20 protein-coding genes are annotated in these 19,633 nt (G+C 63.2%); 10 read left to right on the plus strand and 10 right to left on the minus strand.

From position 1 onward, the window contains the following. Positions 1-81: 81 nt before the first annotated feature. The 5 genes from pcaC to GCN74_RS08045 form a co-directional block, all read right to left on the minus strand. Complete coding sequence (gene pcaC / locus GCN74_RS08025; protein WP_152256175.1) at positions 82-480, minus strand: 4-carboxymuconolactone decarboxylase; 399 nt, start codon at positions 478-480, stop codon at positions 82-84. A 78-nt stretch (positions 481-558) separates the two neighbouring features. Next, positions 559-1,287 carry a hypothetical protein gene (locus GCN74_RS08030; protein WP_152256176.1) on the minus strand — a complete coding sequence of 243 codons (729 nt, stop codon included), beginning with the start codon at positions 1,285-1,287 and terminating at the stop codon, positions 559-561. A gap of 75 nt (positions 1,288-1,362) precedes the next feature. Next, positions 1,363-2,748 (minus strand): alkaline phosphatase, encoded by a 1,386-nt coding sequence (locus tag GCN74_RS08035; RefSeq protein ID WP_413541532.1) that lies wholly within the window; start codon positions 2,746-2,748, stop codon positions 1,363-1,365. Positions 2,749-2,816: 68 nt separating this feature from the next. After that, a complete protein-coding gene (locus tag GCN74_RS08040) occupies positions 2,817-4,217 on the minus strand; it encodes an alkaline phosphatase (protein ID WP_226938937.1) in 1,401 nt (466 codons plus the stop codon). A 164-nt stretch (positions 4,218-4,381) separates the two neighbouring features. Then, positions 4,382-5,053 (minus strand): hypothetical protein, encoded by a 672-nt coding sequence (locus GCN74_RS08045; protein WP_152256179.1) that lies wholly within the window; start codon positions 5,051-5,053, stop codon positions 4,382-4,384. Positions 5,054-5,152: 99 nt separating this feature from the next. On the opposite strand from GCN74_RS08045, the gene GCN74_RS29235 reads away from it, so the two are divergent. From GCN74_RS29235 to GCN74_RS08070, 6 genes are all read left to right on the plus strand, one after another. Beyond that, positions 5,153-5,389: a helix-turn-helix domain-containing protein gene (locus GCN74_RS29235; RefSeq protein ID WP_226938933.1), complete on the plus strand. Its 237-nt coding sequence runs from the start codon at positions 5,153-5,155 to the stop codon at positions 5,387-5,389. Positions 5,390-5,404: 15 nt separating this feature from the next. Further along, complete coding sequence (locus tag GCN74_RS08050) at positions 5,405-6,082, plus strand: LysR substrate-binding domain-containing protein (RefSeq protein WP_226938938.1); 678 nt, start codon at positions 5,405-5,407, stop codon at positions 6,080-6,082. A gap of 88 nt (positions 6,083-6,170) precedes the next feature. After that, positions 6,171-7,040: an MBL fold metallo-hydrolase gene (locus GCN74_RS08055; protein ID WP_193317007.1), complete on the plus strand. Its 870-nt coding sequence runs from the start codon at positions 6,171-6,173 to the stop codon at positions 7,038-7,040. An 82-nt stretch (positions 7,041-7,122) separates the two neighbouring features. Beyond that, on the plus strand, positions 7,123-7,785 hold the full coding sequence (locus GCN74_RS08060) for a DsbA family protein (protein ID WP_152256180.1): 663 nt from the start codon (positions 7,123-7,125) through the stop codon (positions 7,783-7,785). Positions 7,786-7,878: 93 nt separating this feature from the next. Next, on the plus strand, positions 7,879-9,342 hold the full coding sequence (locus GCN74_RS08065) for a catalase (RefSeq protein ID WP_152256181.1): 1,464 nt from the start codon (positions 7,879-7,881) through the stop codon (positions 9,340-9,342). A 170-nt stretch (positions 9,343-9,512) separates the two neighbouring features. Next, complete coding sequence (locus GCN74_RS08070) at positions 9,513-9,896, plus strand: hypothetical protein (RefSeq protein ID WP_152256182.1); 384 nt, start codon at positions 9,513-9,515, stop codon at positions 9,894-9,896. Between the two features lie 57 nt (positions 9,897-9,953). Here the strand turns inward: GCN74_RS08070 and GCN74_RS08075 are convergent, their stop codons facing one another. From GCN74_RS08075 to GCN74_RS08090, 4 genes are all read right to left on the minus strand, one after another. Further along, on the minus strand, positions 9,954-13,532 hold the full coding sequence (locus GCN74_RS08075; protein WP_152256183.1) for an ABC transporter permease/M1 family aminopeptidase: 3,579 nt from the start codon (positions 13,530-13,532) through the stop codon (positions 9,954-9,956). A gap of 10 nt (positions 13,533-13,542) precedes the next feature. After that, a complete protein-coding gene (locus tag GCN74_RS08080) occupies positions 13,543-14,436 on the minus strand; it encodes an ABC transporter ATP-binding protein (RefSeq protein WP_152256184.1) in 894 nt (297 codons plus the stop codon). Positions 14,437-14,639: 203 nt separating this feature from the next. Continuing rightward, positions 14,640-15,836, minus strand: a complete 1,197-nt coding sequence (locus GCN74_RS08085) for an ABC transporter permease (protein WP_152256185.1) — start codon at positions 15,834-15,836, stop codon at positions 14,640-14,642. A 3-nt stretch (positions 15,837-15,839) separates the two neighbouring features. After that, positions 15,840-16,619 (minus strand): ATP-binding cassette domain-containing protein, encoded by a 780-nt coding sequence (locus tag GCN74_RS08090; protein WP_152256253.1) that lies wholly within the window; start codon positions 16,617-16,619, stop codon positions 15,840-15,842. Positions 16,620-16,766: 147 nt separating this feature from the next. On the opposite strand from GCN74_RS08090, the gene GCN74_RS08095 reads away from it, so the two are divergent. Next, positions 16,767-17,198 carry a hypothetical protein gene (locus GCN74_RS08095; protein WP_152256186.1) on the plus strand — a complete coding sequence of 144 codons (432 nt, stop codon included), beginning with the start codon at positions 16,767-16,769 and terminating at the stop codon, positions 17,196-17,198. A gap of 85 nt (positions 17,199-17,283) precedes the next feature. Continuing rightward, positions 17,284-17,928 (plus strand): 2-polyprenyl-3-methyl-6-methoxy-1,4-benzoquinone monooxygenase, encoded by a 645-nt coding sequence (gene coq7, locus GCN74_RS08100; RefSeq protein ID WP_152256187.1) that lies wholly within the window; start codon positions 17,284-17,286, stop codon positions 17,926-17,928. A 160-nt stretch (positions 17,929-18,088) separates the two neighbouring features. Here the strand turns inward: coq7 and GCN74_RS08105 are convergent, their stop codons facing one another. Next, positions 18,089-18,517, minus strand: a complete 429-nt coding sequence (locus GCN74_RS08105; RefSeq protein ID WP_152256188.1) for an OsmC family protein — start codon at positions 18,515-18,517, stop codon at positions 18,089-18,091. A 225-nt stretch (positions 18,518-18,742) separates the two neighbouring features. On the opposite strand from GCN74_RS08105, the gene rplM reads away from it, so the two are divergent. Next, on the plus strand, positions 18,743-19,171 hold the full coding sequence (gene rplM / locus GCN74_RS08110; RefSeq protein ID WP_010393282.1) for a 50S ribosomal protein L13: 429 nt from the start codon (positions 18,743-18,745) through the stop codon (positions 19,169-19,171). Between the two features lie 9 nt (positions 19,172-19,180). After that, positions 19,181-19,573, plus strand: a complete 393-nt coding sequence (rpsI, locus tag GCN74_RS08115) for a 30S ribosomal protein S9 (protein ID WP_010393285.1) — start codon at positions 19,181-19,183, stop codon at positions 19,571-19,573. Positions 19,574-19,633: the final 60 nt, after the last annotated feature.

Consider the following 19,633-nt stretch of genomic DNA (forward strand, 5'->3'; position numbering starts at 1 on the left):
GCGGCTGCGGCATCTGCCAGCGTCAAAAAGCCAGGGATCGCTCCCTGGCTTTTTTTATGTCCCGATTTGATGGATGAATAGTCAGCCTGGCGGCGGGGCCGGCTCCACCAGCCCCATTTCCCGCAGCACTTCATGCGCCGAGCGGAAGGCGTCGATGGCCAGCGGCATGCCGCAATACACGGCCGCGTGCAGCAGCACTTCCTGGATTTCCTGCATCGATGCGCCATTGTTGACGGCGCCGCGCACGTGGCCGCGCAGCTCCTGGGCGCGGCCCAGGGCCGTCAGCATGGCGATCGTCGCCAGGCTGCGCGTTTTCAGGTCCAGGCCATCGCGGCACCAGGTCGTGCCCCAGGCGTTGCGCGTGACGAAGTCCTGCAAGGGCGCCGTGAAGGCGTCGACCTGGGCAAACGCGCGTTCGACAAAGGCGTCGCCCATCACCTGTTTGCGCATGCGCAAACCGTTCTCGAATTGTTCATCCATGCCGCGCTCCCTTTGCTGTACGCTTTCGATACTAGCGAGCGGGCAAAGTGCGGTCAAGCGCGGCGTGGCGCCTTGCGCTCAGTCCAGGTAGTCCGAGTATTCGCGCTGCGCGTAGTTCTGCAGGTTTGCCCACGGCTGGGCCTTGCTCACGCCTGGCTGCAGCTTGACGTCGACCCGGCGGTAGAACGTGTTCGCGCGGTCGCCGCTTTCGATGATCAGGGGAATCTGCTTTTGCTCATCCCACAGGATGCGCTGGAACACGCCATTTTTTTCCACTTCGCGCCAGCGCGCGCCCGTCACGTTCGATGCCTGTTTCGACAGCGGCATGGCGGCCACCAGTTTCGGGTCCAGCAGATAAAAGCTGTTTTCCCAGGAGCCGTCGAAATTGACGTTCTCGTACTCGGCTTTCGGGATGGAGACGACGATCTTGTCGTGCGCATCGATGTATTCCACGCGCACCGTGTTCTTTTCCAGCATCACGTGGCGGGGAATCAGCACTGGATTGAAGTGCTTGTGCTCATGCTGCGTGGCCGTGGTCGACGTTTTCAGCGCCACTTTCCTGTTCTCGCCATGGCTGTGGCCGGCATGCGCGTCGGTGGCCGGCGCCAGTACGCGCTCGACCCACACGTGGCCGGGGCGGCGCAGCATTTTCTCTTCGTAGCGGCTTTCGCGCGTCACGCCTTCCGGCGTCAGCACGCGGCTGTAATAGGTGATGCCCAGGTCCAGGTCGGCAGGGGCGGCGGGCGCGGCCTGGGCGCTGGCGGCAAATCCGGCGGCCAGGAGGACGGCGATCAGGGTCGGTTTCATGGTGTTGCCTTTACGTGCAAAGGGGGCGGAGGGCATACGCCATCCGCCCCGGTGGGGTTACCGTGTTGATGCAGATCAGAAGCCGAAGGCCGCCTTCAGCAAGTCAAACACCTTGGTGTTGTCCAGCGTGCCCTTGAAGGCCTTGGCGCCGGCACCGGTGGCCAGCAGCTTGACGTCGCCGCCGCCGTGGGTTTCGCTGGCCAGGCGCACGCCTGTTTCTTGCAGGTAGTTGTCTTTCAGGGCCGTGGCGCTGTCGACATTGCTGCGCAGATCAGGGCGGTTCGGGCCGTTGCCGAACACCAGGGTGGTGTAGGTATTGCCATCGGCATCCTTGCTTGGCTGGTTATCCTTGTAGCCGCGGTTGATGTCGAGGATAGGGTTGCCGCGCTTGCCGTAGCCGTTGAATGCCAGGGTGTGGTCATGGTCGGCCGTGACGACGATCAGGGTGTTGGCCAGCGTCGGATCGGTTTCCTTGACCTTGGCGATGGCTGCCTTGATGGCGTCGTCGAAGGCGATGGTGTCCGTCAGCGCGCGCTTGGCGTTGATGCCGTGCAAGGCGTGGTCGATGCGGCCGCCTTCGACCATCAGGAAGTAGCCGTTGCTGTTTTTCGACAGCAAGTCCATGGCTTTCAGCGTCATTTCCGACAGGCTAGGCTGGGTCGCGCCTTCGCCCAGCGGCGGCGTGGCGGTGCGGTCCAGCTCATATTCCAGGTGGCTGCGGGTGCTGTACAGGCCGATGAATTTCTTGCCGCTCTGCGCTGCCGCCATTTCCGCTTTCGTCGCGGCCACGGTGTAGCCCTTGGCGGCGAATTCGCTCAAGAGGTTGCGGCCATCGACGCGGCCATACTTGTTGCTGGCCGACCAAGGCGTGAAGTGGTTGCGGCCGCCGCCCATCAGCACATCGACGCCGTCGCCCAGGGCGGCGTTGTAGCCTGCGCCGCCCGGCACCGTCTGCGCGGCAATCGCGTATTGCGCATTGCGGTTGCAGATGTGCGAGAAGGTCGTCGCCGGCGTGGCGTGCGTCAGTTCCGTGGTGGTGATGGCGCCCACGGCCTTGCCCTTGGCTTTCGCCAGTTCCAGGATGGTCGGCACGGTCTTGCCGCCGGCCGGGCAGTTGTCCACGCCCAGGTTGCCGTTGGCGTCGCGGCTCGGTTCCTTGGCGATGGTGTCCTGCGCCATCGAGATGACTTCATTGTTCATCTTGACGCCGGTCATGTAGGCGGCCATCGATGGCGCGCTGTCCGTCGTTTGCGCGTCGTTCGAGAACGTCTTGATGCGCGCCGTGCGTTCCAGCGTGTCCATCGTCAGGCTGCCGTCTTCCTTGTACTGGTAGATGCGCGCGGCCGTCACGACGGACGGACCCATGCCGTCGCCGAGGAAGAAGATGACGTTCTTGGCGTCGGCGGCGTAGGCGCTGGCGACGCTGGCGGCCACGAGCGTGGTCAGCAAGGAGAGTTTCAGGGCCGATTTCAGTGCGGCGGGTTTCAATGCGCTTTTCATGTGCTTGTCCAATTCTTGTCTCTTGGGGATTACAGACCGCCGGCGGTCTTGACCAGGCCGAATACTTTGGTGTTGTCGATGGTGCCCAGGAAGGTTTCCGAACCCTTGCCGATGGCGCCCAGGAAGACGTCCGTGCCGCCGTGGGTTTCATTGCCGGCCGTGGTGCGGATCACCGCTTCCTGGTGGTAGGTGTTGGCGCTGGTGACGGTTTCATCGAGGCTGGCCATGGCGGCGCGGCTCGATTGCGTGCGGTTTTCGCCATTGCCGAAGCCGATGATCGAATACGGTGCGCCGTCCAGGTCTTTCTCGATCGCGCCGGTCACGTAGTTCTTCACCACGCCCAGGACGCCAGGGTTGCCGGCAGCCGTCTTGCCCGTGCGCTTGGCGTAGCCGTTCAGCACCAGGGTGTGGTCATGGTCGGCCGTGACGACGATCAGGGTATTGGCCAGGGTAGGGTCGCTGACCTTGGCTTTTTCGATGGCGGCCTTGATGGCGTTGTCGAACGCGACGGTGTCTTGCAGCGCTTTCTTGGCGGTGGTTTCATGCAGCGCATGGTCGATGCGGCCGCCTTCGACCATCAGGAAATACCCCTTCTTGTTCTTGGCCAGCACGTCCATGGCCTTGGTGGTCATTTCCGCCAGGCTAGGCTCTTTCGCTGCATCGCGGTCCAGGTCGTAGCTCATGTGGCTGGACGTGAACACGCCGAACAAACGGTCCGTCTTGGCCGCATCGACGGCCTTGAAGTCGGTGGCATTGTTGGCGATGGTGTAGTTCTTCGCTTTCAGTTCGGCGACCAGGTCGCGGCCGTCGGAACGCTTGCCGCCATCCTTGAACGGCTTGAAGAATTGCGCGCCGCCGCCGAGGACCACTTCCAGGCCGGAAGCGCCCAGCGCGTAGTTGTAGCCCGCGCCGCTAGGCACCAGGGCTGCGGCGATATCGTTTTCCAGGTCGCGGTGGCAGATGTGCGAGTACGTCGCGGCCGGCGTGGCGTGCGTCACGCGCGCCGTGCTGACGACGCCGGCGGCAAAGCCCTTGGCCTTGGCCAGTTCCAGCAGGGTGGTGGCAGGCGTGCCGTTGCTGGTGCCGCAGTTGTTGACCAGCTTGTTGCCGTTCGCATCCGTGCCCGGATCGATGGCGACCGTGTTGGCGGACATCGAGATGACTTCATTGTTCATCTTGACGCCGGTCATGTAGGCAGCCATCGATGGCGCGCTGTCCGTCACTTGCGCATCGTTCGAGAAGGTCTTGACGAAGGCCGTTTCCGGCAGGGTGTCCATGGTCAGCGAACCGTCTTCGCCCACCGAATAGATGCGCGCGGCCGTCATGGTGGTCAGGCCCATGCCATCGCCGAGGAAGAAGATGACGTTTTTCGGTGGCGTATCTGGCGCCACGTCGTCTTTTTTGGCGTCGCTGCCGCAGGCGGCCAGCATCAGGGTGATGGCGACGCTGCAGCCAGCGACGGAAATTTTTCTGCGTGTCATGTGGTTCATCCGGCTAGGTTTGAAAGAGCTAGCAAGATAGCAATCCAATGTGACACCCTCATGACGGTGTGACACGTTTTGCAACGGCGCCACGCTATCGCCGGTGTGCTGCTTTAGCGTACGTCCTCGGTAGAAAAATACACCGTACCGCGCAGGCGGGCCGCTTGTCCCAGCTGCGTGCGCAGGGCGCCGGCCGGGGTTTCCCGCACGCCCGACCTGGCCACCACGATGTCCGCGTGCGGCGCCCCGCCAGGGCTGGTCCAGGCCACGATATGCTCGAAATCGGGCCGCCTGTCGATGCGCTTGACGAGGAAGCGCTGCGTGCCGTCGCCCACCTGCAGGTAGCGCGCGCTGGCATTCACGGCGGGCGCGGGCGACAGCTGGCGCATCAGCAGCACGCGCTCGACGACGACGGCGGCCGCGCCGTAGCCGGGCTCGGCTTTGCCATCCTTCTCGAAATGCCCGCGCACCACCGCCGCCCGGAACTGGCGCAGCGGCCGTGGCGCGGCGGGCAGCAAGCGCGCCAGCTCGAAGCGTTCCGGCGCCAGGGTCCACAGGGCCGTCCTGCCGTCGAGCTGCCGGCGCAGCCGCGCATCGAGGGCGGGGTCGGCCAGCCGCAGCTGCAGTACCACCTGGTAGTCGTGCGGGGCATGGAACATGGGCAGGTGCGAAGCATAGAGCCCCTGCTTGCCGCCAAACAGCACCATGCCGTGCACGCCCCAGGTCGGTGGCGTGGCGTGGGCGAGGCTGGAGGTGATGAGGAAGAGGGCAAGGAAACGCAGCATGGGGAAAATGGCAGGGTGACGATGCCACGATGATAGCGGCGGTATCATGGCCGGTACAGCAACCATTTTTCATATTATGTGTCCCATTGGGAAACCATCATGCCCCTGAGTCTTGCCGACCTGCGCGTGTTCTGCAGCGCCGCGCGCCAGCCCACCCTGGGCGCGGCGGCGCTGGAATTGCACCTGACGCCATCGGCCGTCTCGAAAGCCTTGCGCCGCCTGGAGGACGACATGGGCGCGCCCCTGTTCGACCGCAGCGGCAAGCAATTGCTGCTCAACGACAGCGGCCGCCTGCTGCTGGCGCGCGCGCGCACCCTGCTGGCGCTGGCCGAATAGGCGCGCCTGGACGTGATGGGCGAGCGGGGCGCCATCGCCTGCCGCGTCGCCGGTCCGGCCCTGCTGCTGTGGCGCCACGCGGACGCGCTGGCGGCGGCGCTCGATGCGTATCCGCAGGCCAGCGCGCACCTGCAACCCGCTTTCGAGGATGCGGCGCTGGCGGCCCTGGCGCGCGGCGACTGCCACGCGGCGCTGGTGACGCAGGAAGCCGTCGCCCAGCGCGGTGCCGACTGGCCGGCCTCCTGGCAATGCACGGCGCTGGGCAGCATGCGCATGCTGCTGGCGGCCGGGCGTGTGCATGCGCTGGCGCGCGGCGTGCCGGCAGCGTCCGCATCCGTGCCTTGCCGCATGCAGGACGTCTTGCCGCATGCGTTTGCCAGTCCCGCGCATTCGCTGCTGTGCGGCGAAGAGCGGGGCCGCCATGCCGATGGCTGGCGTGGCGTGGCCGGGCGGAGCATCCGCTACTGGAGCGACGATGCGCAGTTGCTGCTCGGCTATGTGCAATCGGGACGGGCACTGGCCTACCTGCCCGACTTCGCCGTGCGCGCGCACGGTCTGCTGCAGCTCGAACTGGCCGGCAGCGTCGATTGCAGCGAGCAGGTGCTGCTCGTGTGGGATGGCGCGCTGGCGGCGCAATGGCTGCGCGAAGTGGCGCGGCAGTTGCCGCTTGCTTCGATGATTGAATCGAATTAAGCAACAAACTATTGCGGTTTATCGGGTTTTTCTGCCGGATTAAGCAACGTAAGATGCATGCATCCCAATCATCTTGTGAAGACACATCATGTTCTCCAAATCCATTGCCAGCATTCTTGTTTCCACCGTGTTTGCCGCCGGCGCAGCCTCGGCCGCCGCCAGCGCTCCCCTGACCCTGGAAGTCTTCAACCCGGGTGAAGCGGCCATCTTCCCCGTCGCTTCCGTGCTGGTCGCGGGCAAGCATGACGCCGTGCTGATCGATGCGCAATTCTCGCGCGCCGAAGCGCAAAAACTGGTGGAGAAGATCCGCGCCAGCGGCAAGAAGCTGACGACGGTCTACATCAGCCACAGCGATCCCGATTTTTACTTTGGCCTCGACGTGATCAAGGCAGCGTTCCCGCAGGCAAAAATCGTCGCCACGCCGGAAACCGTGGCCGAGATCCGCCGCAAGGCCGACGCCAAGGTGGCCTACTGGGGCCCCATCCTGAAAGACAATGCGCCGCACGGCATCGTCATTCCCGACGCGTTGAAGGGCAAGCGCATCAGCCTGGAAGGCCAGTCGCTGGACATCGCCGGCCCGACGCCATCGCGCACCTATGTGTGGATTCCGTCGATCAAGGCCGTCGTCGGTGGCGTGCTGCTGTTTGGTAACTTGCACGTGTGGACGGCCGATACGCAAAGCCTGCAATCGCGCCAGGACTGGCTCAAGACGCTGGACGGCATCGCCGCCCTGAAGCCTGTCACCGTCGTGCCCGGCCACTTCAAGGTGGGTTCCAGCATGACGCCCGACAGCATCGGCTTTACCCGCGACTACCTGGTGACGTTTGAAGGGGAAGCGGCGAAGGCGGCCAATTCCGCCGCCCTGATCGAGGCCATGAAGCAGCACTACCCGAACCTGGGCCTCGATGGCGCGCTGGAAACGAGCGCGAAAGTGGCCAAGGGCGAGATGAAGTGGTAAAACCGTAGCAAAAACCGCGGCGCGGCGCCTGCACGGGCCGCGCCGCCTGGACTGAAACGCATTCAAGCATCAAGGAGCCAGCATGGCGTACCCTACACTGCATTACATTTTCGATCCCCTGTGCGGCTGGTGCTACGGCGCCGCGCCGCTGGTCGAGGCGGCGCGCGCCGTGCCCGGACTGACGGTGGCCTTCCACGGCGGCGGCATGATGACGGGCAGCAATCGCCGCCAGGTCACGCCCGCCTGGCGCGGCTATGTGCTGCCGCATGACCGGCGCATCGAGCAATTGTCCGGCCAACCCTTCGGCGACGCCTATGTCAGCGGCTTGCTCAACGACACCACGGCCATGATGGATTCGGAACCGCCGATCACGGCCATCCTGGCGGCGGAAGTGCTGGCCGGCAAGGGCCTGGACATGCTGCAGCGCGTGCAGCGCGCCCATTACGTGGATGGCTTGCGCATTGCCGACCTGCCCGTGCTGCTGGCGCTGGCGCAAGAACTGGGCATGGACGGCGCCGCATTCGAGGCCGCGTATGCGCGGCAGGCGGGCGCCGCCACGCAACGGCACATCGATGCCAGCCGCGCCTTGCTGGCGCGCGTGGGCGGCCAGGGCTTTCCCACCTTCGTGCTCGACGATGGCAGCGGCAAGCTGTCCGTGATCGATATCGGCGGCTTCCTGGGCCAGCCGGCGAAGCTGCAGGCGCAGCTGGGCGGCGTGTGCGACGCTCATGGCTGTGCATTGTAAATATCTATCGATCCGATAAAATCAATTAGCTTTTCCTTTGTTGTTGCACTCGTTACACTGTTTGCATCAGTCAACAACGAAGGAAAAGCAGCCATGAGCCAACAGCCGCCATTCAGTACCGCGTCGGGCATCCCCGTCGCCGACAACCAGAATTCCATCAGCGCCGGTCCCCGCGGCCCCCTGCTGCTGCAAGACTTCCACCTGATCGAAAAGCTCCAGCATTTCAACCGCGAGCGCATTCCCGAGCGCGTGGTGCATGCAAAGGGTTCGGGCGCTTACGGCACCTTTACCGTCACGCACGACATTTCGCGCTACACCAAGGCCAAGCTGTTCAGTGAAGTGGGCAAGCAGACGGCCACCTTTGCCCGCTTTTCCACTGTCGGTGGCGAACGCGGCAGCGCCGATACGGAACGCGACCCGCGCGGCTTTGCCGTGCGCTTCTACACGGAAGAGGGCAACTGGGATTTGGTCGGCAACAACACGCCCATGTTCTTCATCAAGGACCCGATCAAGTTCCCCGATTTTGTCCACACGCAAAAACGTGATCCGCACAGCAATCTGAAATCGGCGGAAATGATGTTCGACTTCTGGAGCCATGCGCCGGAAAGCCTGCACCAGGTCACCATGCTGTTCTCGGACCGCGGCACGCCGGACGGCTACCGCCACATGGATGGCTTCGGCAGCCACACGTATAGCCTGATCAACGCGGACGGCCAGCGCGTGTATGTGAAATGGCACTTCAAGACGCGCCAGGGCATCAGGAACCTGTCCGCGGCGGAAGCGGGCCGCCTGGCCGGCGCGGACCCCGACTACGCCCAGCGCGACCTGTTCGGCGCCATCGAGCGCGGCGATTTTCCCCAGTGGGAAGTCAAGCTGCAGGTGGCGACGCAGGAGCAGCTCGATGCATGGGAGCAGCGCACGGGCTGGAACCCGTTCGACCTGACGAAAGTGTGGCCGCACGGGGACTTCCCGCTGCTGCCCGTGGGTATTTTCGAGCTGAACCGCAACCCGGACAATTACCACGCGGAAGTCGAGCAGGCGGCCTTTTCGCCCGCCAACGCCGTGCCCGGCATGGGGTACTCGCCGGACAAGATGCTGCAAGGCCGGCTGTTCGCCTACCACGATGCCCAGTTGTACCGCGTCGGCACGAACCACCAGCACTTGCCCGTGAACGCGGCCCGCTGCCCCTTCCATAACCAGCAGCGCGACGGCAGCATGGCCATCCACAATGGCGGCGTGGCACAAAACTATGCGAACGTGGCGGCGGCAGGCACGCAGCCGCAAGGGCTGGGCCATGGCGAAGGGGCGCTGGCGCTGGCGGGCGGCGCGGCGCGCTACGATGGCCGCGGCGCGGAAGACGACTACACGCAGGCAGGCAATCTGTTCCGTCTGATGTCCGTCCAGGCAAAGCAGAACCTGTTCGACAACCTGGCTGGACCGTTGAGCCAGGTGCGGCCGGAAACCTTGCAGCGCCAGCTGGGCCACTTCGACCAGGCCGATGCCGCGTATGGTGCCGGCGTGCGGGCCGCCCTGCAGGCGCGTGGCGTGGCACTGTAATGACAGCTTGCAGGCGGAACAAGCTTGTTCCGCCTGTTGTTGATATGGCACAAATTAGGGCTTGATACCAAATATTGCCGTGTGGACATATTTGCCTTCCATGCGTAGACTTGTCGGTCTGATGATCGCGCTGTCTTCCTGGCGGCGTCCTGACTAGAAAGTCTTGCAATATGAATATGGCGAAGCTGTCGGTGCATGGGGACGACCCCACGCTCAAATCCATCCTCGAAGTCTTGCCCACCGATCCGGAGCGGCAATGGCGCAAGGGCGAGGCGAAGGGCGCGGGCCGCGTGCATCTCGATTCCGGCTTCGACGTGCTGATCGCGCAGGCATCCAAATCGCAAGTATTGCCATCGCGCATACGCAGCTATTTGGCCGAATGCCGCTCGCGCGGCGTCACCTTCACCATGCCGCGCATCGTGGCCGAGCTGCAACTGGAATTGAATGGCGACGACACCGTCGATGCGCCGCTCGACCTGAGCCTGGCCGACATGCAGCACCTGACGGAAATGGGCATCAGCCTGAGCCTGGTGACGCGCAGCACCGCGGCCTGATCCCCGTGTGACATCGAAAAATGGCCGTCCAACAATGCGCTGGGCGGCCATTTTGCGTTACGGTTCTTCGAGGTCGACGGTGACCATATTGTCTTCGGGCTTGCGGTCGATCAGCTTGTTGTCGGGATCGATGCCCGCCTTGCCGGGCCGGCTGCCGACGATGACGGTATAGCTCGCTTCGCGCGCCGTCATGCGCAGGCGTTCGCGCTGCAGCGGATGGCCGTTCGCGTCGTCGACGCCGATTTCTATCCAGTCGTGCAAGGGCGCGTCGTGCTCCTCGCCCTGTTCGCCGGCCGTCAACTTGCTCGCCTGCACCTTGAGGGTGACGGCATACTTGCCATCGCTGCGCTTGACGGCCGTGGCCGACAGGGCGCGGTTATCGAACAGCACGATTTTCTCGAACAAATCGTCGATCAGGTAAGCCTGCTCGGGCGGCGTGACCTGGCGCAGGCCGGCAATCAGGGCCGTCACGCTGGCATACGGCGGGCCTTTCTGGCCATAGGTCTTGAGCAAGTCGCGCAGCACGCCGTTGACCTTGTCTTCGCCGATCATGTCTTGCAGCAAGTACATGGCCAGGCTGCCCTTGTGGTAGTGGATGTAGGGCTGGTTTTCATTGTCGGCCAGCGGCAGTTCCTTCTTGCGCTCTTCGCTGCGCCCCATCAGGTATTGATTCAGGTCATAGCGCAGGAAGCGGCGCATCTTGGCCGGTCCCGCGGTTTTCTTCATCACCATCAGGGCCGAGTACTCGGCCAGGGTTTCGCTGAGCACGGTGGCACCCCGCGTGTTGCCACCGACCAATTGGTGCGCCCACCACTGGTGCGCCACTTCGTGCGCCGTGATGTAGAACGGATAGTCGAGGTCCTTCGGATTCTTGTCGTCCACCTTGGCGATGAAGCCCAGGCCTTCCGAATACGGAATGGTGTTCGGGAACGACTGCGCATACGTGGCGTAGCGGGGGAACTCGACGATGCGCAGCACCTTGTGCTGGTAGGGGCCGAAGTTTTTCGTGTAGTACTCGAGCGCTTCCTTGCTGCCGCGCACGAAGCGTTCGAGATTGTATTCATGGCCAGGCTGGTAATACACGTCGATGGACACGTCTTGCCAGCGCTCGTGCTTGACGGCGTAGCGGGCCGACTGGAACGAATAGAAGTTCAGGATCGGCTGTTCCATCGTGTAATGGAAGTAATGGCGGCCCTTGGCGATCCAGTCGTTGTCCAGCATGCCCGGCGCGATGGCCGTCTGGCCGTCAACGGTGCTGACGGTGGCATCGAAGTTGATGCGGTCGGCGTCGTTGCTGACGTAATTGTCGGCCAGCCCCCGCGCATCGTCGCGTGGCAAGGCCCGTTCGCGCGCAGGCAAGCCATGCTTCTTGCGGTCGCGCGGGTCCGTCAGTTCCAGCTGCGGCTGGTAACCGATGTGCGGCAGCACGGCATTCGTGAAGAAGGTGCCGTTGGCCACCACGGGCGTGTCCTGGCCCAGGCCGAAGATGCCGCGGGGGGCGTAGGAAATGTCGAAATCGAGGCCCAGGCTGGCGCCCGGCGCCAGCGGCGCGGCCAGGCGGTAGCTGTAAAAGCCCAGCTTGCCGTCATCGAGGCCCGGATGCACGCGCGCGTCGAAGCGCAGCCGCATGGTGGCGGTGGGATCTTGTTGCACAAAAATGTGGCTGATCGGTGCGCTGGTTTTGTTTTGCAGCACATAGCGGCCCGTGACGGCCAGGGTGCGCTGCGCCGGATAGATGGCCACGTCGAGTTTCACGTCGGTGATTCTCGGCTGCGGCGTGGCGGCAAACTTGCGGTACTGGCGCTCGGCACTGGCGCGGTCCGCATCGCGGGCGAATTCGGACTTGTAATCGTTGGCCACGTGGAAGACGTAGAACAGCACGGCGCCCGCGCCCACGAAGACCACGGCGCCGCCGGCAAAGCTGGCCAGCACGCCTTGCGTCAGTCCGTGGCGCGCCAGGCGCAGGCGGATGCGCCAGCTGTCCTGCGCGCCGCGGGGCCAGAACAGCAGCGACAGCACGGTCAGCATGACGGCCGCGCCGCTCCAGTACAGCAAGTACCAGCGCTCGCGCAGCAGGTAGTGGCCGGCGCCGTTCATGGCCGAATACACGAAGTCCGGCGTGTTGCCATACAGCAGCAGCGGGTCGCCCAGGCCCAGCGAGGAAAAGCTGATGCTGGCGATGTGGTACAGAATCATGGCGAAATACGCCAGGTATTTGTGATTGATCACCACCTGAAGGAAGATGGCCAGCACGGCGATCAGCGCGTAGGACGGCAGGTGCGACAGGAACAGCGATTCCAGGTACAGGCCAGGGTCGAGGCGGTAATAGCCCTTGAAGACCTGGATCGACATGCCGCACAGCATGATGACCAGGCTCAGCAGTGCTTGCAGGCCGATCAGCGCAAACAGCTTCGACAGCAGGGGCAGCCAGTTCGGCACGGGCAGGGCGTCGAGCATCAGGTGCGTGCCCGCCTCGCGTTCGCGCCACACCAGTTCGCCCGCATAGAAAGTGGTAATGATCAGCATGAACAGGGCGAACGAGGCGCTGACCATTTCCAGCACCTTTTCCGTGACCGGATAGGTATTCGTGCCGTAGATGGAGCCCATGTCGAGCGCGCCGCCATACATGGTCAGCACGCCGGCCAGCACGATGACGACAAAATAGATGTTCTTGATGGTTTCGCGCAGGTTCAGCCAGCTCATCTTGAGGAGCAGGGCGGCCAGGCTGCGCTGCGCGAAGTCGGGCGCTTCCTGCGTGGAGAGCGAGGCGTTCGACAGGCGCAGCGGCACGTCGCCTTCGCTGCGGCGCTTGCTGGCGCCCGCATCCGTCGTGGCGTGGAACTGGAAGCGCCAGTAACCGAGCAGCAAGGCCACCAGGGCGAAACCGGACCAGATGGCGCGGTTCAGCAGGTATACGCCTTCCAGGCTCACCAGGCGGGTGTTGCGCTCCGCATTCGGCCAGTACTCCGTCAGGCGTATCAGCGCCGTGGTGCCGAAGGGGTCGATCAGGGCGGCCAGGGTCTTGTAGTCGAGGTCGCGCGCCAGCGACGGGGCCACCAGGTAGCCGATCAGCATTACCACGGAGCTGATGTAGACGGGCAGCATGCGCCGCGTCAGGGCCGCGATGACGAAGAAGATGGCGCCGAAGATGAACAGATTGGGCAGCAGGGTGAACACATACGGCATCAGGTAGGCCAGCGCGCGCTGCGGCCCCAGCCGTTCCGGGTCGATGCCGGGCAGCCAGGCCCCCAGCCAGGCGCCCAGCACGATGCTGGAAAACACCACCGCCAGCACCAGCCAGGCGCCCAGGAAGCGGCCGAAAACATACTGGTATTTCCGGATCGGCGCACTGAAGAAGAAATGCTGCATGCCGTATTCGAAATCCTGCTGCACCGAGCGGCCCATCATGGCGGCCACCACGACGGCGCCGAAGCAGCCCAGCAGGCTGCACGTAAACGCCAGCGAGCGGGGCGCGTTGATCAGGAACTTGCCGCCGAAACTGATGCTCGCTTCCTTGAAGACGCCGCCGGCGGCGGCCATCCACAGCATGGCCAGCGCCAGGAACATGACGAAATACACCCAGGTGGACAGCAGCTTGAGCCGCTGTCGCGCTTCAAAGCGGGCGATGGCAAACATGGCCGCCCCCTCAGTCGCACTGCGGGGCGACGCGGTGGCGCCCGGCAATGGTGGCGAAATACAGGTCTTCCAGGTCGCCGATGGCTTCCTCGAAGCCGTCGCCCGGGTCCGTGTCGCTGTAGACGTGGATCAGGGTGCGGCCCGACAGCAGGCGCGTGGAAATGACGGCGTGGCGCTGCTGGAAGCTGGCCAGCTCCTTCTTCTCGACAAAGCGCGCCCAGATCTTGCAGCTGACTTCGTCGATCAGTTCCTGGGTCTTGCCGCACAGCAGCAGATGGCCCTTGTTGATGATGGCCATGTTGGCGCACAGGTCGGCCACGTCGGACACGATGTGGGTCGACAGGATCACCGTCTTGTCTTCGCCGATGTCGGACAGCAGGTTGTGGAAGCGCACGCGTTCCTGCGGGTCCAGGCCGGCCGTCGGTTCGTCGACGATGATCAGTTTCGGGTCGCCCAGCAAGGCTTGCGCGATGCCGAAGCGCTGGCGCATGCCGCCGGAAAAGCTGCCCAGGCGCTGGTGGCGCACGTCGAACAGATTGGTTTGCTGCAGCAGGCCGTCGACGACTTCGCGCCGGCGCGCCCGCTGCGACAGGCCTTTCAAGGTGGCAAAGTGGTCGAGCAGCTCGTAGGCCGTCACTTTCGGGTACAGGCCGAAGTCTTGCGGCAGGTAGCCCAGCATGCGGCGGATCTCGTCCTTGTCGTCGAGCACGTCGTAGTCGCCGAAGAAGATGGAGCCGGAATCGCACTCCTGCAAGGTGGCCAGGGTGCGCATCAGGGTCGACTTGCCGGCGCCATTCGGGCCCAGCAAGCCAAACATCCCGGGCGGTATCGTCAGCGACACGTTATCCAGCGCCACCACGCCATTCGCGTAGGTCTTCGACAATTTGCGAATCTGCAATTCCATACAACTCCTAACTCATGCGTTGCAGCCCGATGGTGCAGGGCTTCTCTATGCTGGCATTGTATTGAATTTAAGACGTACTGGGCAGTTGCATGCGATACACGGCATTTTCGCGTGCCCAGAGTGCAATTGGACGGGGCGGACGGCGCGCCCGTCTGGGTCTTGCATGGGGGCCTGTTTCGCCCCGCTTGCGCGCCGTGTGACCATCAGTTACGAAACAGCACCGATTCGCGGTTGAACCACCAGCGGCACAGCATCAGCAGCGCGCCCGCGATCACCGTGGTCGAGGCCAGGATCACGCCAAACATGCGGTAATCCATGGTGCCCTTGACCAGTTCCTTCATGGCCAGCGACACGTTCGTCAGCGGCACCATGGCCCACATCCAGTTCAGCTCGACGCCGGGCAGCATGGCCGCCACCGTGGGCAGGATGACGAACAGCATCAGCGGCGTGATCATGCCGGCCGCTTCCTTGTAGCTTTTCGCGTAGATCGAGATCGACAGCAGCAGCGAGGCGAAGATGGCTGCCGTCGGTACCAGCATCAGGGTCACCATGGCCAGGTCGGGCAGGCCGATGCTGCGCACCATGATGGCCATGTGGCCTTCCAGCGAACTGCCGAAGATGGCCAGCAGGGCGCCCATGCTGCCCACCATCAGCACGGCCGAGGTCATGCCGACGGTAAACAGCACGAGGAACTTGGCCAGCACGATGGCGCTGCGCGGCACGGGCGCCAGCAGCAGGGTTTCCAGGGTGCCCCGCTCCTTTTCGCCCGCGCCCAGGTCGATGGCCGGATACATGGCCGCCGTCAGGCACACCATCAGCAGCAGATAGGGCAGCATGCCGCCGACGATGGCGCCCATCTGCTCGCGCTCGTTGGCCGTCGATTGCTTGTCGAGCACGATGGGGTGCAGGGCAAAGGCCAGCTGGGCAGGACTCAGGTTCAGGGCCGACAGCGCCCCTTCGCGCAGGCTGGCGTTGTAGGTGTCGACGATTTCGCGCACCCGCTGCTGGGTCACGTCGACCGTGCTGGCGCTGTTGTAGTGCAAGGTCACCTTGGCTTGTTGATGTTGCTGCAATGCATCTTCAAAATGGGGCGGAATGACGACGGCAAACTTGATGGTGTCGTCGCCGATGGCGCGGCGGATCTCCGTCTCGCTGGCCAGCGGCACTTCGCGCAGGTTGTGCTGCTGCGCAAAACGCGCGCTCAAGCCCGGCGAATGGTCCTTGCCGAACAAGGTGTAGCGCATTTCCGCCGTCTTGGCGTTCTTGAACATATTGCTCGATACATAGGCGAAGCCGCCAAAGATCAGCGGCATGGCAAAGATGGGGATGAGGATGGTGAAAATCAGCGTCTTGCGGTCGCGCGTGAGTTCCAGCAACTCTTTCAGATAAATGGTCCACATGGCTCAGGCTCCCTGGTTGATGACGCTGACGAAGGCGTCGTACAAGTCCGCGCTGCCGCCCAGGTGGCGCAGTTCGTCGACCGTGCCGTTGAAGGCGGTGGTGCCGCGGTTGATGATGCAGACGCGGTCGCACAGCTTTTCCACCTCGTGCAGGTGGTGCGTGGAAAAGATCAGCGGCACGCGCAGCGCCTTGTAGCTGGCGATGAAGTCGAGCAGGATCTTGGCCGACATCACGTCGAGGCCCGTCGTCGGTTCGTCGAGGATCACCACCTGCGGCTCATGCACGACGGTGCGGGCGATCGCGCACTTCTGCTTCATGCCCGTCGACAACTGGTCGGCCCGCTTGCCGCCATATTCCTCCATTTGCAGCAGGGCAAACAGCTCGTCGCAGCGGCGCTTCAGCTTGTCGGCCGGCATGCCGTGCAGGCGGCCGAAGTATTCCACGTTTTCGCGCGCCGTCAGGCGGCCATACAGCCCCGTCGAACCGGACAGGAAACCGATGCTCTGGCGCGCCGCCAATGGCTGCTGCAGCACATCGACGCCGTTGACGAGGGCGCTGCCCGCGTCCGCCTGCAGGGCCGTCGACAGCAGGCGCAGGGTGGTGGTCTTGCCGGCGCCATTCGGCCCCAGCAGGCCCAGCACTTCGCCGGGGGCGCAGCTGAAACTGACGTCGCGCACGGCGTGAAACCAGCCGTCGTGTTCGCGCGGATCGCTGACGTGCACGGCCTTGCCCTTGTGGGGCGGCATGCGGAATCGTTTTGCCAGGTGCTTGACCTCAATCATGTGCTTCATCCATTCGTAAGGAAGAATCAGAGTAGCATGTAAAAAATGTAACTTGCAAGATGGAAATATCGTTTGGTCTATTGAAAAAAACAGCATCTTCATGCAAGCTGGCCCGGTGGGCGCCGGCGGACGGCGCGGGAGAGCGCAATGCAAACGATCGATCAGGCAATGCAGGACAAGGTACTGGCCGTGGCGCGCGCCGGCATGACCAGCGCCGAAGCCATCGGTTTCTTCCGCGTCAGCCTGGGCCTGTACTACCTGGCGGGCCTGATGACGGAAGAAACGCTCGATTTCAAGGAGATCGACGCCCGCTATAACCGCTTCATCTACCATTCGATAGGCGGCGGGCACAGCATTGCCAGCGTGCTGCAATTCATGAGCGGCGAAAAAGTCTTGCGCGTGCTGCAATCGCCGCGGTTTCGCGCCGCGTTTGCCGAACACTGCCCGGAGATTCCCGTCGATAGCATTTTCTTCCTGATTTCATTGAACCTGGGCGTGGCGAAAAGCCTGTCCGGCCTGGACGCCGTCGGCCCCGTGGTGGACTGGATCGAGCAGGAAAAAGCGCGCACAAGTCAATAAAGCCCCGTTCACCCTGCGCGCGGCGTGGGTACGGCTGGCCCCGATCGTCCTATAATTCATGTTTTCCCCTACATGAATAGCCACGATGACCGCGCACCGCTACTTTGACCCCCTGGACCGTTTGATTGTTGGCGCCGACAAGGCCCTGCGCGTCATGGCGGGCGTGGCTTCCGCTTCGCGCCCGTCGCCGGCCGCGCACGCACCCGATGCGGAACTGAGCGCGGCCGAGCAGCGCCATAGCGCCGGCTTGATGCGCGTCAACCATGTGGGCGAAGTGTGCGCGCAGGCCCTGTACAACTCGCAGGCGCGCTATGCGCACAGCCCCGCCATCCGCGCCCAGTTCGATGAGGCGGGACGCGAAGAGGAAGATCACCTGGCCTGGACGGCCCAGCGCCTGACGGAGCTGGGCTCGCGTCTGAGCCTGCTCAATCCCCTGTGGTATGCGGGTTCCTTTGCGCTGGGCACCATCGCCGCGCGCATGGGCGACGGCCGCAGCCTGGGTTTTGTGGTGGAAACGGAGCGCCAGGTGGAAGCGCACCTGGCCAGCCACCTGGAAGAATTGCCGCCGCAGGATGCGAAATCGCGCGCCATCGTCAGGCAGATGGCCATCGACGAAGTGGAACACGGCGCCGCCGCCCAGCGCCTGGGCGCCATCGATACTCCGGCGCCCGTGAAGGCGCTGATGGGCATCATGGGGAAAGTGATGACGAAAACGGCGTATTACATTTAAAGCAAAGGCGCTCTGAAGAGCGCCTTTTTTATGCATGCCCGAGCCGTGAAACGCCTGACAAAACCGTAGCGAGCGGAAGGGCGAGGTGGTCGAGAAGCGCAACCGTGCTGGAGCACGGTGAGCATCGCAGGCCGCCTATACCGACGCGCAGTAGGTTTGCTCAGGCGCTTTCTTCGATGATCTCGAAGGAATGCGTAATCTCGGCGGTTTTCGCCAGCATGATCGACGCCGAGCAATATTTGTCATGAGACAAGGCCACGGCCCGTTCCACGGCCGTCGGTTTCAGGGCCTTGCCCCGCACGGTGAAGTGGAAGTGGATCTTGGTAAACACTTTCGGGTCGGTCTCGGCGCGGTCGGCCTTCAGGGTCACTTCGCAGCCGCTGACGGCTTCGCGCCCGCGTTTCAGGATCAGTACCACGTCATAGGCGGTGCAGCCGCCCGTGCCCAGCAAGACCATTTCCATGGGGCGCGGCGCCAGATTGTGGCCGCCGCCATCGGGCGCGCCATCCATGCTCACCAGGTGGCCGGAACCCGTTTCTGCCCGAAAACTCATGCCCGACGGGCCATTCCAGCTGACTTTGCATTCCATCGTACTCTCCGAAAATTGTAAGCGTTTTGTATTGTAATAGAGGAATGCCTGTCCATGTGCCGCCCGCGGGGGCGCAGCCGGCCTGCATTGCGGCTTGACGCGGAACGGCAAAGCCGCTTATACTTGTCGGCTTTCCGTTCGCTCAGGAAAAGTAAATAAGGCAGAGTCCGCACAGCAACTTCGGCGGAACCACCATTTGAGCGTGTAATCTATTAGGAAGTCAACATGAAAACATTTTCCGCTAAAGGACATGAAGTCCAGCGCGATTGGTTCGTGGTTGACGCGACGGACAAAGTCCTCGGACGTGTTGCCAGCGAAGTGGCACTCCGACTGCGCGGCAAACACAAACCAGAATTTACTCCTCACGTCGATACCGGCGACTTCATCGTCGTCATCAACGCAGGCAAACTGCGTGTGACCGGTACCAAAGCTACTGAGAAAATTTACTACCGTCACTCTGGCTATCCAGGCGGCATCTACGAAACCAACTTCCAGAAAATGCAACAGCGTTTTCCAGGTCGCGCGCTTGAGAAAGCGGTCAAAGGCATGCTGCCTAAAGGCCCACTCGGCTACGCAATGATCAAGAAGCTGAAAGTGTACGCGGAAGGTTCCCATCCGCACGCTGCTCAGCAACCTAAAGCACTTGTTCTCTAAGGAACTGACATGATCGGTAATTACAATTATGGAACCGGCCGTCGCAAAAGTGCAGTGGCTCGGGTTTTTATCAAAGTTGGCACAGGCTTGATCGTTGTTAACGGCAAACCAGCAAACGAATACTTTTCGCGCGAAACGGGTCTGATGGTCATCCGTCAACCACTGGAACTGACCGGCAATGTCGAGCGTTTCGACATCAAAGTCAACGTCCATGGCGGCGGTGAGTCGGGCCAGGCTGGTGCAGTTCGTCATGGCATCACCCGCGCTCTGATCGACTACGATGCAGCGTTGAAACCGGAACTGGCGAAAGCCGGCTTCGTGACCCGCGATGCACGTGAAGTCGAGCGTAAAAAAGTTGGTCTGCGCAAAGCACGTCGCGCAAAGCAATTCTCGAAGCGTTAATTCTTACGCTGCAGCACCTTCCGGGTGCTGGTCGAAAAGCCGCTGGACTTCGGTCCCGCG

Origin of the sequence: Janthinobacterium sp. FT14W, from assembly GCF_009208755.1 — a bacterium.
Taxonomy (GTDB): domain Bacteria; phylum Pseudomonadota; class Gammaproteobacteria; order Burkholderiales; family Burkholderiaceae_D; genus Janthinobacterium; species Janthinobacterium violaceinigrum.

What these genes read in the sequence shown, in the direction of transcription:
- GCN74_RS08075 (WP_152256183.1), bottom strand. Translation starts at nt 13,532, where the DNA reads ATGTTTGCCATCGCCCGCTTTGAAGCGCGACAGCGGCTCAAGCTGCTG.
- GCN74_RS08080 (WP_152256184.1), bottom strand. Translation starts at nt 14,436, where the DNA reads ATGGAATTGCAGATTCGCAAATTGTCGAAGACCTACGCGAATGGCGTG.
- GCN74_RS29235 (WP_226938933.1), top strand. Translation starts at nt 5,153, where the DNA reads ATGCCCCTGAGTCTTGCCGACCTGCGCGTGTTCTGCAGCGCCGCGCGC.
- GCN74_RS08070 (WP_152256182.1), top strand. Translation starts at nt 9,513, where the DNA reads ATGAATATGGCGAAGCTGTCGGTGCATGGGGACGACCCCACGCTCAAA.
- GCN74_RS08085 (WP_152256185.1), bottom strand. Translation starts at nt 15,836, where the DNA reads ATGTGGACCATTTATCTGAAAGAGTTGCTGGAACTCACGCGCGACCGC.
- GCN74_RS08055 (WP_193317007.1), top strand. Translation starts at nt 6,171, where the DNA reads ATGTTCTCCAAATCCATTGCCAGCATTCTTGTTTCCACCGTGTTTGCC.
- GCN74_RS08065 (WP_152256181.1), top strand. Translation starts at nt 7,879, where the DNA reads ATGAGCCAACAGCCGCCATTCAGTACCGCGTCGGGCATCCCCGTCGCC.
- GCN74_RS08045 (WP_152256179.1), bottom strand. Translation starts at nt 5,053, where the DNA reads ATGCTGCGTTTCCTTGCCCTCTTCCTCATCACCTCCAGCCTCGCCCAC.
- GCN74_RS08060 (WP_152256180.1), top strand. Translation starts at nt 7,123, where the DNA reads ATGGCGTACCCTACACTGCATTACATTTTCGATCCCCTGTGCGGCTGG.
- GCN74_RS08040 (WP_226938937.1), bottom strand. Translation starts at nt 4,217, where the DNA reads ATGCTGGCCGCCTGCGGCAGCGACGCCAAAAAAGACGACGTGGCGCCA.
- GCN74_RS08095 (WP_152256186.1), top strand. Translation starts at nt 16,767, where the DNA reads ATGCAAACGATCGATCAGGCAATGCAGGACAAGGTACTGGCCGTGGCG.
- rplM (WP_010393282.1), top strand. Translation starts at nt 18,743, where the DNA reads ATGAAAACATTTTCCGCTAAAGGACATGAAGTCCAGCGCGATTGGTTC.
- pcaC (WP_152256175.1), bottom strand. Translation starts at nt 480, where the DNA reads ATGGATGAACAATTCGAGAACGGTTTGCGCATGCGCAAACAGGTGATG.
- GCN74_RS08030 (WP_152256176.1), bottom strand. Translation starts at nt 1,287, where the DNA reads ATGAAACCGACCCTGATCGCCGTCCTCCTGGCCGCCGGATTTGCCGCC.
- coq7 (WP_152256187.1), top strand. Translation starts at nt 17,284, where the DNA reads ATGACCGCGCACCGCTACTTTGACCCCCTGGACCGTTTGATTGTTGGC.
- GCN74_RS08050 (WP_226938938.1), top strand. Translation starts at nt 5,405, where the DNA reads ATGGGCGAGCGGGGCGCCATCGCCTGCCGCGTCGCCGGTCCGGCCCTG.
- rpsI (WP_010393285.1), top strand. Translation starts at nt 19,181, where the DNA reads ATGATCGGTAATTACAATTATGGAACCGGCCGTCGCAAAAGTGCAGTG.
- GCN74_RS08090 (WP_152256253.1), bottom strand. Translation starts at nt 16,619, where the DNA reads ATGATTGAGGTCAAGCACCTGGCAAAACGATTCCGCATGCCGCCCCAC.
- GCN74_RS08105 (WP_152256188.1), bottom strand. Translation starts at nt 18,517, where the DNA reads ATGGAATGCAAAGTCAGCTGGAATGGCCCGTCGGGCATGAGTTTTCGG.